This window comes from Vallitalea okinawensis, from assembly GCF_002964605.1.
GTDB lineage: Bacteria > Bacillota > Clostridia > Lachnospirales > PQDH01 > Vallitalea_A > Vallitalea_A okinawensis.
This window is the reverse complement of record NZ_PQDH01000014.1, coordinates 39,552-52,596: the sequence shown is the minus strand read 5'-3', so window position 1 is coordinate 52,596 and position 13,045 is coordinate 39,552. Positions and strand designations below refer to the sequence as shown.

13 protein-coding genes are annotated in these 13,045 nt (G+C 35.1%); 11 read left to right on the top strand and 2 right to left on the bottom strand.

Annotation, left to right across the window (positions count from 1 at the left end; translation table 11 throughout):
• Positions 1-105: 105 nt before the first annotated feature.
• The 9 genes from C1Y58_RS23465 (at position 106) to spoVAE (ending at position 5,256) form a co-directional block, all read left to right on the top strand.
• Complete coding sequence (locus C1Y58_RS23465; protein ID WP_157950262.1) at positions 106-441, top strand: STAS domain-containing protein; 336 nt, start codon at positions 106-108, stop codon at positions 439-441.
• 12 nt (positions 442-453) lie between these two features.
• Positions 454-879 carry an anti-sigma F factor gene (spoIIAB, locus tag C1Y58_RS23460; protein WP_105619402.1) on the top strand — a complete coding sequence of 142 codons (426 nt, stop codon included), beginning with the start codon at positions 454-456 and terminating at the stop codon, positions 877-879.
• A 13-nt stretch (positions 880-892) separates the two neighbouring features.
• A complete protein-coding gene (gene sigF / locus C1Y58_RS23455; protein WP_105619400.1) occupies positions 893-1,609 on the top strand; it encodes an RNA polymerase sporulation sigma factor SigF in 717 nt (238 codons plus the stop codon).
• A 365-nt stretch (positions 1,610-1,974) separates the two neighbouring features.
• A complete protein-coding gene (locus tag C1Y58_RS23450; RefSeq protein ID WP_157950261.1) occupies positions 1,975-2,169 on the top strand; it encodes a hypothetical protein in 195 nt (64 codons plus the stop codon).
• A complete protein-coding gene (locus C1Y58_RS23445; RefSeq protein WP_157950260.1) occupies positions 2,129-2,755 on the top strand; it encodes a stage V sporulation protein AA in 627 nt (208 codons plus the stop codon). The genes C1Y58_RS23450 and C1Y58_RS23445 overlap by 41 nt, the downstream gene beginning before the upstream one ends.
• Entirely contained in the window at positions 2,752-3,192 is a 441-nt protein-coding gene (locus C1Y58_RS23440; RefSeq protein ID WP_242985462.1) for a stage V sporulation protein AB, read from the top strand. Before C1Y58_RS23445 ends, C1Y58_RS23440 begins: the two co-directional genes overlap by 4 nt.
• 15 nt (positions 3,193-3,207) lie before the next feature.
• On the top strand, positions 3,208-3,657 hold the full coding sequence (gene spoVAC / locus C1Y58_RS23435) for a stage V sporulation protein AC (RefSeq protein WP_105619394.1): 450 nt from the start codon (positions 3,208-3,210) through the stop codon (positions 3,655-3,657).
• A 220-nt stretch (positions 3,658-3,877) separates the two neighbouring features.
• Positions 3,878-4,894 (top strand): stage V sporulation protein AD, encoded by a 1,017-nt coding sequence (gene spoVAD / locus C1Y58_RS23430; RefSeq protein ID WP_105619392.1) that lies wholly within the window; start codon positions 3,878-3,880, stop codon positions 4,892-4,894.
• A gap of 5 nt (positions 4,895-4,899) precedes the next feature.
• On the top strand, positions 4,900-5,256 hold the full coding sequence (gene spoVAE, locus C1Y58_RS23425) for a stage V sporulation protein AE (RefSeq protein WP_105619390.1): 357 nt from the start codon (positions 4,900-4,902) through the stop codon (positions 5,254-5,256).
• Positions 5,257-5,306: 50 nt separating this feature from the next.
• On the opposite strand, the gene C1Y58_RS23420 is transcribed toward spoVAE, so the two are convergent.
• Together C1Y58_RS23420 and C1Y58_RS23415 are read right to left on the bottom strand one after the other, a co-directional pair.
• Complete coding sequence (locus C1Y58_RS23420) at positions 5,307-8,072, bottom strand: transglycosylase domain-containing protein (protein WP_105619388.1); 2,766 nt, start codon at positions 8,070-8,072, stop codon at positions 5,307-5,309.
• Positions 8,073-8,337: 265 nt separating this feature from the next.
• Positions 8,338-11,022 carry a transglycosylase domain-containing protein gene (locus C1Y58_RS23415; protein WP_105619386.1) on the bottom strand — a complete coding sequence of 895 codons (2,685 nt, stop codon included), beginning with the start codon at positions 11,020-11,022 and terminating at the stop codon, positions 8,338-8,340.
• Between the two features lie 305 nt (positions 11,023-11,327).
• Between C1Y58_RS23415 and yunB the strand changes: the two genes are divergently transcribed.
• Complete coding sequence (gene yunB / locus C1Y58_RS23410; protein WP_105619384.1) at positions 11,328-12,041, top strand: sporulation protein YunB; 714 nt, start codon at positions 11,328-11,330, stop codon at positions 12,039-12,041.
• 215 nt (positions 12,042-12,256) lie between these two features.
• A complete protein-coding gene (gene deoD / locus C1Y58_RS23405; protein ID WP_105619382.1) occupies positions 12,257-12,964 on the top strand; it encodes a purine-nucleoside phosphorylase in 708 nt (235 codons plus the stop codon).
• The last annotated feature ends 81 nt before the right edge of the window (positions 12,965-13,045 follow it).

The following is a 13,045-nucleotide window of genomic DNA, read 5'->3' as shown; positions in this document are numbered from 1 at the left end:
AATACTGTATTTTATATAATAATATGTATATGGGTAAATATAAAGGTAAGTAAATTCTGGTATATTGCCAGTTTCCTAGACTATAAAAATAAAGGAGGAAGCAAATTGAGTATACAGTGCAAAATAGATCATAAAAATTTAGTAATTTATATTGACGGTGACATTGACCATCATGAAACTGAAATGATTCGAGATAGAATAGACGGGTATATTCGAAGTGGACAAGCCAAAAACCTGATTTTTGATTTTGCCAATGTGAGCTTCATGGATAGTTCAGGTATTGGATTACTGATGGGGCGTTATCGCAACATAAAAGATATAGGTGGGAAAGTCATGTTAAGTAATATTTCCCCACAATTAAACCGCGTATTAAAGATCTCAGGTGTATATAGCCTAATGGATCAATTTGAAAGCATTGAAGATGCAATTAAAGCCATATAAGGGGGAAGTATTATGACTGAAAAAAATAGTATGCAAATACAGTTTGATAGCAAATCACAAAATGTAAGCTTTGCTCGAGTAGCTGTAGCATCCTTTATATCACAACTGGATCCAACATTGCAGGAGTTATCAGATATTAAGACAGCTGTATCGGAAGCAGTGACCAATGCTATTATCCATGGGTACGATAATCAACCTGGTACCGTTCATATTGCATGTAGCATTGAAGATGATTTAATCAGTATCCTTATAGAAGACCAGGGTATTGGTATAGAGGATATTGATAAGGCCAAGGAACCACTATATACATCGAAGCCAGAGTTGGAAAGATCAGGTATGGGATTTACCTTCATGGATACCTTTATGGACAAGTTATTAGTTGATTCAGAGTTGGGTAAGGGCACCAAGATACATATGAAAAAAAGATTAAAACGTTAAAGTAGGTGGGGAAATGGATAGAACCATTGAATTAATCAGAGAAGCCCAACAAGGTAATATTGGTGCAAGAAATCAAATAGTAGAGGAGAATATTGGTTTAGTTTGGAGCATTGTGAAACGTTTTAGTGGACGAGGCTATGAATTAGATGATCTCTTTCAAATAGGAAGTATTGGCCTAATAAAGGCAGTAGATAAATTTGATTTTTCTTATAATGTAAAATTCTCAACTTATGCTGTTCCTATGATTATGGGTGAGATTAAAAGGTTCATTCGTGATGATGGGATGATCAAAGTAAGCCGGTCATTAAAAGAAATGGCCTCAAAGATTTTAAGAGAAAAAGAAAATCTTATAAAAGAGTTAGGAAGAGAGCCAACTTTAATGGAAATCTCCGATGCCGTTGGTTTTTCGAAAGAAGAGATCATTATGGCTTTGGAGTCAAATTCTGAAGTAGAATCTCTTTATACAACCATCCATCAAAGTGATGGTAATCCTATTTATTTAATTGATAAGCTTAATGTAGATAAAAATAATGAAGATCATATGATCGATGTGATATCCATTAAAAATTTTATAAATAAATTAGAACCAAAAGAGCAAAAGATAATTCAGCTACGGTATTACAACGATAAAACACAATCGGAAATTGCAGCAGAAATTGGAATTTCACAAGTTCAGGTTTCTCGGATTGAAAAAAAAATATTAACGAAAATGCGCGAGATGCTAGGATAATAGCATGTTTTAGCCATGAATAAATGCTTATTGTTGAGCATTTTTTCTTTTGTCCAAATACGTTAATTTACTCCAAGATTGCCTTGGAGTTTTTTTACTGGCATATAACTTAATGCCAAGGAAAAAATATTAATGAATAAAAAATAAGTGCATATAACAATAACTTATCAATTAAAACTCATAAAAAAATGTGCACTTACAAATATTATATATTGTTTTTCTACATCCAAATCCTAAGTCAGTATGTAATGTGTACCATGAATATTTAAAGGTAAAATGGTGACAGTATCTATTATCTTTAAGTTGGAGGAACTCACTACAAGTAGGATAAAGTTGAAACCATATTAAGAAAAGGTTTGATGATTATGAAAAAAAGAATTCTAGTTTTATTTATTATTTTAATAATTGGAGTAGGTAGTTTTAGTGTTTATTATTACCTATCAGAGAAAAATAATGAACCGACTCGAGGTACCTTTGTAATGGAAGAAAATTTAGATAATGGTGATGTGAATGAGCTCTATGATTTATATAAAAGCACAGAAGAAAGTTCATTTATATAATACGAACAAGGTGACGGTGGGGGATATTGGAGAATTATACGGTGATCCTGTTATTGTTAATAAATTAAAGACTCTAAAAGTTTGTTCAGTGAAACAGACCCAGAAGAAGCATAAATTCGTAATTAGTTTACTTGAGGTCATTAAAGTAATTGATACCAACACCAAAGGGATCACCGTTTCCAATATGGGTGAGAAGGATATCCTTATCGACTATGGACCGTCCAAACCCAAACCCAATAAACTATTCACCTTATTTAAGGTTAGTGTCATTTGTCTCACACTATTGTGTGGCTCAGCTATGGCGATTATGACTTTTCATACAGATGCTTCTGTGCCTAATGTGTTTTCTAATATTAATGAGATTTTTACTGGAGAATATGTAGAAAGACCCTTATGGATTATAATTCCTTATTCTATAGGTCTTTTAACAGGGGTTACCGTATTCTTTAATCACTTCTCGTCAAAAAAATTGACAGAAGACCCTACACCAATACAAGTCGAAATGGATAAATATGATTCTGAAATAAGTGATTGTCTGATCAAAATAATTAGTTCAGAACAGAGTAATGAGAGTGATGAAGAATGATATTAACAATATTAAAATATGCTGCGATGATTTTTATTGGGTTTAGTTCAGGAGTTGCAATTGCTGGTGGGGTTTTTGCATTTATCACTATCATTGGTATCATACCAAGACTAGTTCAAAAAACGGATACAAGAAAGTATATTGTACTCTATGAAAACTGTATTGTATTAGGCGGATTTTTAGCCACATTAACTTTTGTATTTGACGTTTATCTACCCCTTGGGATAGTAGCAGAACTTATATTTGGTGCATTTGCAGGAATATTTATTGGAGGATTAGCGGTTTGTTTAGCGGAGACCTTAGATGTCCTGCCTATCGTATCGAGAAGAGCAAAATTAAAGATAGGCTTGCAATACTTTATTTTAAGTATTTCATTAGGAAAAACTATTGGGTCTCTCATATATTTCTTATACCCAGGATTCATTCAATTTAAGTAGAGGAGGCATTTTAAAGTGGTTGGAAAAGATCAACAAAAAGCAAAAGATTATCAAACCCGAGTAGAACAAGTATCCCCTAAACATAATTCATGGGTCAATTGTTTCAGAGCTTTTTTAGTTGGAGGTACTATCTGCTGTATAGGGCAGTTTATAACAGATGGACTAATTAATTATGGTTTTGAGAAAGGTGAAGCGGCTACAATAACAAGTATAGTACTCGTATTTTTTGGGGCATTATTTACAGGGTTAGATATTTATGATAACATAGCTAAATTTGCTGGAGCTGGTACAGTTGTACCAATAACAGGATTTGCTAATTCTATTGTAGCTTCTGCTATTGAGTTTAAAAAGGAAGGCTACGTTTTTGGAGTAGGTTCAAAAATGTTTACTATCGCTGGACCTGTTATTGTATACGGTGTTATATCATCGGTAGCTGTAGGATTAATATACTTATTTATGATTTAACCCGAATTATTCATGATAAACCTTGAGGATATGTGTTGATCTTGGATTTATAAGTGTTCTTACAAGTTTAAGATTGCACCTGGAGGGTTCATCTTGAACTTGTAAGGATGCTTAGAGGGTCAAATGCTGTGCATAGCATTAATGAATTATTGTGAATAATTTGGGTTTAAGATAATTTAATTATCTACATCTAGAGTTAACTATATAAGGCGGTGTTAATATGGACCAATATATTGGGAAACAGAGTATCAAATTTACGAATCCTCCCTCTATTTTGGGAGCAGGTTCTATAGTAGGTCCTAAAGAAGGAAAAGGACCTTTAAGAGATTATTTTGATCAAGTACTTCAAGATGACCTTTGGGGTGAAGATACTTGGGAAAAAGCAGAAACGAAATTAGTTAAAGAGAGCATGAAACTGGCACTGAAACATGCTAATAAAACTATTGAAGATATACGTTATATATTTGCCGGTGATCTTCTTAATCAATTGGTGGCTACAACTTTTGCCATTAGGGAATTTAATACCCCTTTTTTTGGTTTATATGGGGCGTGTTCAACCATGGGCGAGTCGATTCAACTTGCCTCAATGGCTATCTCAGGTGGATTTGCTGATTATACATTGGCAGCAACCTCTAGTCATTTTTGTGGTGCAGAAAAGCAATTTCGTTTTCCTTTAGAGTATGGTAGTCAACGCCCGTTGACAGCGACATGGACAGTAACAGGGAGTGGGGCAGTAGTCTTAGGAAAACAGGGACAGGGACCTTTTGTAACAGCAATAACAACCGGCAAAATAGTGGATCTAGGAATAACAGATCCAATGAATATGGGAGCAGCAATGGCACCAGCTGCGGCAGATACTCTAGTCCAACATTTCAAGGACCTAGGAACTTCTCCAGACGACTATGATCTTATCATAACAGGGGATTTAGGTTCTATCGGGAATCAATTGATGAAAGAACTCGTAGAAAAAGAAGGGTACTATCTTCACCAAGGTTTCACAGACTGTGGCATAGAGATTTTTGATGCTAATACACAAGATACACATGCAGGTGGTAGTGGTTGTGGATGCTCTGCTGTTACATTGACTGGATATTTATTACAGGAGATGAAGAATGATAAGTATAAAAGTATACTGTTTATACCAACAGGAGCGCTATTAAGCACATTGAGTACACAGCAAGGTGAAAGTATACCTGGAATAGCTCATGCTGTTGTTATTCAAAAATATAAGGGGTGATGCTAATGATGTATATAAAGGCATTTGTTGTAGGTGGTATCATTTGTATTATTGGTCAACTTCTCATGGATAAAACAAAATTAATGCCAGGACGTATTATGGTCCTCTTTGTGAGTTCAGGTGCTATTCTGACACTCTTTGGGCTTTACGGTCCACTTGTTGATTTTGCTGGAGCTGGAGCTACAGTTCCTATTGTAGGTTTTGGTTATGCCTTAGGCAAGGGTGCTATGGAAGCTGTGCAATTAAGTGGTTTCATAGGTGCTTTTACTGGTGGTTTAAAAGCTACAGCAGGTGGTTTAACTGCAGCCATATTATTTGGATATTTAGCATCCATTATCTTTAATCCAAAAGCTAAAGAATAAAATATAAAGCCCCCTCAATCTTATCTGAAGGTTGAAGGGGCTTAATCTATTTAGTTGGATGGAAGATCAAAAAAATCATCTAATGAATCATTGTTGTTATTGTCATCAACTGGATTATCATTTGCATTGTTTTCATTAGTGTCATCATCATCATTACCAGGTGTAAAAATGGTATCATCGTCATCATCACCATTGAGTAGATCAAGTAGGTCAAACTCAGAATCTTCTTCTTCAGTTTCCATCCCCGGACCATGGACATTACAATATTCACCTTCCAGACTTGATGGGAATTCATACTGAACATCTACAATGCGGCTAAGTGTTTTTTCATCTAATTCATCATAGTTAAGACGCATATCTTCTGGTCTTTTAATATATATCCTGGTTTTAATGGATTCTTCAGGACAATAGCCTTCTCTTGCAAATAAATCCGAGTCTTCGCAGATTTGAGCATCAACGTGTACTTCGCAATACTCTGAAGGTGCTGCTCCGGCCACAAAATATTCCCAACGTGCTCGACTGCCTCTAGGATCTTGCTGGCAGAGTTCAGTAGCCAGTTTACCAGATTCAGTACATACAAAAGCTTGTGTGATACCAGGTGGTTGATCAAATTCCTTATAGGGCAATTCTTTATCGATATGGATGTCCTCCATAACGGATTGCCATAATTCAAGATGATAACTGTTGTCATCGATGGTCATTTCCCGATCAAAACCTGTCCAAACACCAGCTACGTAATAGGGAGTATAGGCTACAAGCCATAGATCTTTAGAATTTTGTGCAGTACCTGTCTTACCAGCAATGGGCATGGATCTTTCATCAAAGTCTGCTCTACTACCAGTACCATGATTGATCACATCTACCATCATATCCGTTAGTAAGAAAGCTGTGGTATCTTTGATGACAGTATGGGTCTCTGGTACATTTTGCAAAATTATGTTACCATTTTGATCAACTACCTTTGTATAGAGAATAGGTTCTGTATAAACACCACTATTGGCAATTGTACCATATGAAGCAGTAAGTTCTAAGTTTGTTACACCATTGGTTAAACCTCCAAGAGGTAATGAATACCCTTTATCTGCATCAACTAATGTTGTAAAGCCAAAGTTCTCTAAATAATCAAAGGCTGTAGGAATTCCAATATCATAAACAGTCTTAACTGCTAGGATATTCATGGATTGTGTAATACCCAAACGAACTGTTGATAAACCCCAATACCAGTCTGTGCGACCTGAATGAGCATACCAGTTATTCGGTGTATAGGGTTTTGGATAAGCTTCTTTAATTGTAAAAGGAACATCATCAATGACTGTAGCAGGTGTATACCCAGCAGTATCAAGAGCTGGTGCATAGGCTGCTAATGGCTTGAAAGTAGAGCCCGGTGAACGGGTTGTATCTGTAGCTCGGTTTAAGGTTCGATTACCTTTTTTCTCACCCCGTCCTCCAACTAAGGACTTAACTTCACCTGTTCTGTAATCCATTATCACCATTGAAGCTTGAGGTTGAGGCACTAAGGTTTTATTTTCAGCAATAATGTCATCACCATCTACCAGTTTCTCATCTTTAAAGGCTTCAATATAAGCATTAGCTTCGTCTTCAGTCTTAAATAGGCTAATACCCCAGTTTTCTTTAGGATTCGTATACACAGGGTTGTACATGTGTTCAACTTCACCATCAGCATGTGTAACAGATAAGCGATAATCAAGTAAAAGGGCAAATTCCTCTGATGGAAAGAGTTCTTCATTGAGCATAGCTTCTTCAGTTATTTTTTGCATATTTGAATCTTGAGTTGTATAGATGGTTAATCCACCTCTATAAATACTGTTATAAGCTTGATCTTCTGAATAACCAGCTTCCTGAAAATCAGCTAATACATCTTCAATGACAGCATCAACAAAGTAAGAATTAAAAGTTGCATTTTCTTGGTTTTCAAGATCTATTTGTTTAATATTTTCATAAACATTTTCCTTTTGGGCAGTTGCATACTCATCGGCTGTTATATAATTTTGCTCATACATTTTGTCTAATATACGACTGGCTCTTTCAGTATTGGCTTCCGGATTATCAAGTGGGTCAAATAATGTTGGACTATTTGCAGTTGCTGCTATAACAGCACTCTCAGCAACGGTCAAATCCCCTACATTCTTACCAAAATATATCTCAGCAGCTGATTGTACACCATACGCTCCATTAGCTAGGTTAATAGTATTCAAGTAACTTTCCAAGATTGTATTTTTAGCTTCTTCTTTACCATACTTATCGGATAAATCTTTTTCTAAAGTCAAAGCAAGATATTGCTCTTGAATTTTTCTTACCCAAGTTTGGTCAAAAGTAAGTACATTATACTTGATTAATTGCTGTGTGATGGTACTACCACCTTCGCTAATAGAACGAGTTTGAAGATTGACAACAGCAGCTCTCATGATGGCTCTTAGATCAATACCGCTATGGGTATAAAATCGTTCATCTTCAATAGCGATAAAAGCATACTCCAGTTTATCTGGGATATCTTCAATGTCAACCCATATTCTATTAGCTTCGGCACCACTGAGGCGTGTGATTTCATTACCACTATCATCATAAATAATTGTAGCAAACCCCTCTGGTGTAATCTTATTGGCGCTGATAGGTGGTGTTGATTTAACAATACCTGTCACCAAACCTAAGGCAGCTCCAGATCCTGCGAAAAAAATAACTAGTATCATAATGAATAGTATTCTAAAAAAACGACGCAATCCGCTTTTATGCTTAGTCTTTTTTTTCTTAGACTTATATTTTTTATCATTATTATTTGAGTCATTGGAATACTTCATATCATACCTCCTTTGTATTGACTAAACGACACTATATGTAAAATCAAGGCGTATAGACATAGGAATATATATTTAAAGTTTGGGTAATTTGTTAATAAATCATTCCTCAATTTTCTTAAAAAAACAAAACTTAAAGAAATTTTATGAACTTTCTCTTTGATGAGGATGAAATAAAAAGTGAATGGGGTGATTATATCATCACCCCATTAGATATTCAGTCTTATTTAAACCCAAATTATTCACAATAAATCGAGTTAATTATATATTAATCATCGTCTTCGTTATCTTTATCATTATCTTTGTCCTGCTTATCCTTTTCTGCTCTACGGAAGAGGTCAAGTAAGTCAAAGTCAAGAACTTCTTCAGTTTCCATGCCTGGACCATGAACATTACAATACTCACCTTCCATACTTGGTGGTATTTCATATTGAACATCTACAATGTGTGCTAATGTTTCTTCATCTAATTCCTCATAGTTCAAGCGCATATCTTCTGGTCGTTGAATAAAAATCTTATTTTCAATTGTATCATCTGGACAATAACCTTCTCTTACAAATAAGCCAGAGTCTTCACAAATTTGCGCTTCTACGTGAACGGTACAATATTCAGTGGGTTCTGTTCCTGCAACAAAGTATTCCCAACGTGCAGTACTTCCACGTGGATCTTTTTCACAAAGGCCCGTAGCTAGTTGGCCGGATTCTGTACAGATATAAGCAGTTGTAATACCTGAAGGTCGGCTAAATTGCTGAGTTTCCAGCTCTTTATCCATATGAACCTTTTCCATAACAGCTTGCCATAAGTCGAGATGGTAATAGTTGTTATTTAGGATAGGCATCTCACGATCGTAACCTGTCCATATACCTGCTACATAATAAGGTGTATAGCCAACAAACCATAAGTCTTTTGATTCTTGTGCTGTACCAGTTTTACCGGAAATAGGCATAGATATTTGTTCAAAAGCTGCTCTACCACCTGTTCCTACTTTAATAACGTCCTCCATCATATTTGTTAATAAGAAAGCAGTAGTATCTTTCATAACAGTATGAGTTTCAGGTTGGTTTTCTAATATAATATTGCCACTTTGATCAACGACTTTAGTATACAAAATAGGTTCTGTATAAACACCACCATTGGCAATGGCACCGTAGGCAGCAGTTATCTCAAAGTTGGTTACACCATTGGTTAAACCTCCAAGAGGTAAGGAATAACCCTTATCAGCTTCTACTAGAGTAGTAAAACCAAAATTTTGTAAATAGTCAAAGGCTGTTGGTAAACCAATATCATAAACCGTCTTGACAGCTAGAATATTCATGGATTGTGTAATACCTAAACGCACTGTTGATAAGCCCCAATACCAATCATCTCTTCTGGATGTAGCATACCAGTTATTAGGTGTATAAGGTTTTGGATAAGCTTCCTCTACTGTAAATGGAACATCATCGATAATGGTAGCTGGTGTATAGCCAGCAGTATCCAAAGCAGGAGCATAAGCCGCTAATGGCTTGAAAGTAGAACCTGGTGAACGTGTAGAATCTATAGCTCTGTTCCAAGTTCGATTACCGATTTTCTCACCTCTACCACCAACAAGTGCTTTTATTTCACCAGTCCGGTAATCCATAATTACCATAGAAGCTTGTGGCTGAGGTGTAAGGGTTATACTTTCTCCAATGATTTTACCTGTCTCAGTCATCTTTTCTGATTTAAATGTTTCGATATAAGCATAGGCTTCTTCTTCTGTCTTGAACAGAGTTACTCCTTTATTATCATCTGGATCTTTATAAACAGGAATAAAGGTATGTTCTACGTCACCATTTTCATGTTGAATAGATAAACGATAGTCCAGTTGTACCCAAAAATCCTCTTCAGGAAAAAGTTCTTCATTGAGCATAGCTGTTTCCATGGTATTTTGAATGTCTTGATCTTGGGTCGTATAAATTTCTAAACCGTGGCGATAAATCATATCTGTTGCTGTAGATTCAGAATACCCTAAATCAACTAAATCACCAATCACTTGTTCGATAACAGCATCTATATAGTAGGAATTAAAGGAATTTTTACCTTCACTTTCATCTGTAATAATTTGAATGCTCTTATAGACTTCTTCAGCTTTTGCAATTTGATAATCTGAATTCGTTATGTACCCTTGTTCAAACATTTTTTCTACAATAATTTCTTGTCTATCTTGATTGTTCTCTGGGTTTCTAGCTGGGTCATACTTAGTTGGATTAGGTGCAATGGCTGCAAGTACAGCGCACTCGGCTGCAGTTAGCTCGCTAACGTCTTTACCAAAGTAAGTTTTAGCAGCAGCCTGTACCCCAAAAGCTCCATGACCTAAATTTAATGTGTTTAGATAATTTTCAAGGATAATGTCCTTAGCTTCTTCTTTACCATATTTCTGTTCAAGTTCTTTTTCAAGCATGAGTGATAAATACTGCTCTTGTATTTTACGTACCAGAGTCTTTTCAGATGTAAGAATATTATTCTTAATCAGCTGCTGTGTCATGGTACTTCCACCCTCGCTAAAGGATTTACTTTGTAAATTGACAACAACAGCACGCATGATAGCTTGAATATCAATACCATTATGTTCATAGAAGCGTTCATCTTCCATAGCCACAAAAGCGTGCTCAAGATTATCAGGAATATCTTCAATATCGACCCACTCACGATTAGCTTCAGCACCGCTTAGGCGAGCGATTTCCGTTGTATTATCATCATAAATAATAGTTGCATAGCCTTCAGGTGTGATTTGATTAACGTCGATAGGTGGTGTTGACTTTATAATGCCAGAGAAAATTCCTACCCCTGCACCTACACCAGCAAACAATAGAATTAATAGCGCAATAAAGATAATTCTTAAGAAAACTAATCCTATTTTATTCTTAGTTCTCTTTTTATTTGATTTATATTCTTTTTCTTTCTTTTTATTGGAATCCTTGGAAAAATTCATATCCTGCCTCCTTCATATAAATTCTATTATATCACATATATGAAGTCAAGACGTTTAGATCATTAGAAAGTATTCAGTGTGATGGATGTCTACTTATTTAATATATTTTTTACTTCCTCAAAGGACTTAAAAATAAGGGGTAGTCAACCTTAACCAAATATTACTATCGCTTTTTTATACTGGAGTATTTTTAATAGTATTTAATAGTTCTGTAATCTCAATGTAAAAATCCAGCAAATTACTTTGGGCAACAGTAACATTTTCATCTTTCATACGCATAAAGTATATATAAGGGGGTATCAGTTTTGCTAAGATATAATAGACGCAACATTAAGGGAAGAAAACCTAAAAGTAAAAGAAAATTCAATGTCATGTCTATCCTTATTCTGTTCGCTGTTGTTCTGATTCTTTACTATTTCTATTATCAATTCGAAGCGAGTATTATGCCTTCTGTTTTATCAATGGCAGAATTTAAGGCTAAGAGTATTGCTACGGCTGCTATAAATGATGCAATAAGTGAAACTATAGAAGAATACGGAATTGAGTCCAGAGATTTAGTTACATACATAGGTGATGATCAAAATAATATTACATCGGCACAGATGAATACCATACTGATCAATGCGTTAACGGCAGATGTTATTGAGAAAATAGATGAAAATTTGGTAGAGGTTCAGGTCTATCATTTAAAGGTACCATTAGGTAATTTAACAGGCTCGGATCTTTTAGCTAACTATGGACCTATTATAGAAGTGATGATTATGCCAATAGGTACAGCTACAATTGATTATGATAGAGAATTTCGTGCTGCAGGTATCAATCAACTTAATCATAGAGTATGGCTAGATATTAATACAGAAATACAGATCGTCGTTCCAATGGCGACAGAGAATATATTTATCAATCAAAAATTTGTTCTTGTGGATGAAATATTCCAAGGCGAAGTACCACCCAATTATGTTAATGTACCAGAGTCTAATGTATTAGATGTAGCTCCAAATGGATTTACAGTTCCTTAATGATTACCCAAAAGAGTTCTTAGGTCATTGATCTAAGAACTTTTTAAACATAAATTGACCTTATTTAATGAATATGATAAATTATTTATGTTATAATATAACAAGTCGACAGGTAAACTATATAATGATTAACATGTTACTTAATCATTGAAGAGTACTTGCATAATACTCAGCCAGTTTATGCAGAGATAAATATTTTGAAGGAGGAATATATTATGGCAACGCCACATATTGAAGCTAAAAAAGGTGAAATCGCAAAAACAGTATTAATGCCAGGAGATCCATTACGTGCAAAATTTATTGCTGAAACATTCTTAGAGAATGTAAAACAATTCAATCAAGTAAGAGGTATGCTTGGTTTTACGGGTACTTATAAAGGCCGTGAAATTTCTGTAATGGGCCATGGTATGGGTCAACCATCTGTTGGTATCTATTCTTATGAGTTATTCAAATTCTATGATGTAGAGAACATTGTTCGTATCGGTTCATGCGGTGCGTATTCCGAAGACTTAGACTTATACGATGTTATCATTGTTGAAGATGCTTACAGTGAGTCATCTTTTGCCAAAGTGCAATGTAATGAAGAGAGAGATGTGTTAGAGCCTTCTCAAGAATTAACTAGCCGTTTAGAGGGTATAGCGAATGATTTAAATATTCCATATAAAAAAGGTCGCATCCATTCAAGTGATGTATTTTATAGTGAAGACTTTAAGAGATTTGAACGACTTCGTGATGAAAAAGATTGTATTGCAGTTGAAATGGAATCTTTCGCGTTATTTAACAATGCAAATGTATTAGGTAAAAATGCTGCATGTGTACTAACAGTATCTGATCACTTAGTAACACATGAAGAAACAAGCTCATCAGAAAGACAAACAGCTTTTACTAAGATGATGGAAATCGCTTTAGAGTTAGCTGAATAAATAGAGTAATAATGAAGAGATCCTCAAGTAGGGTCTTTTTCTTTTGTTTGTAGTCCACAACTCATCATAATAAAAGCATAA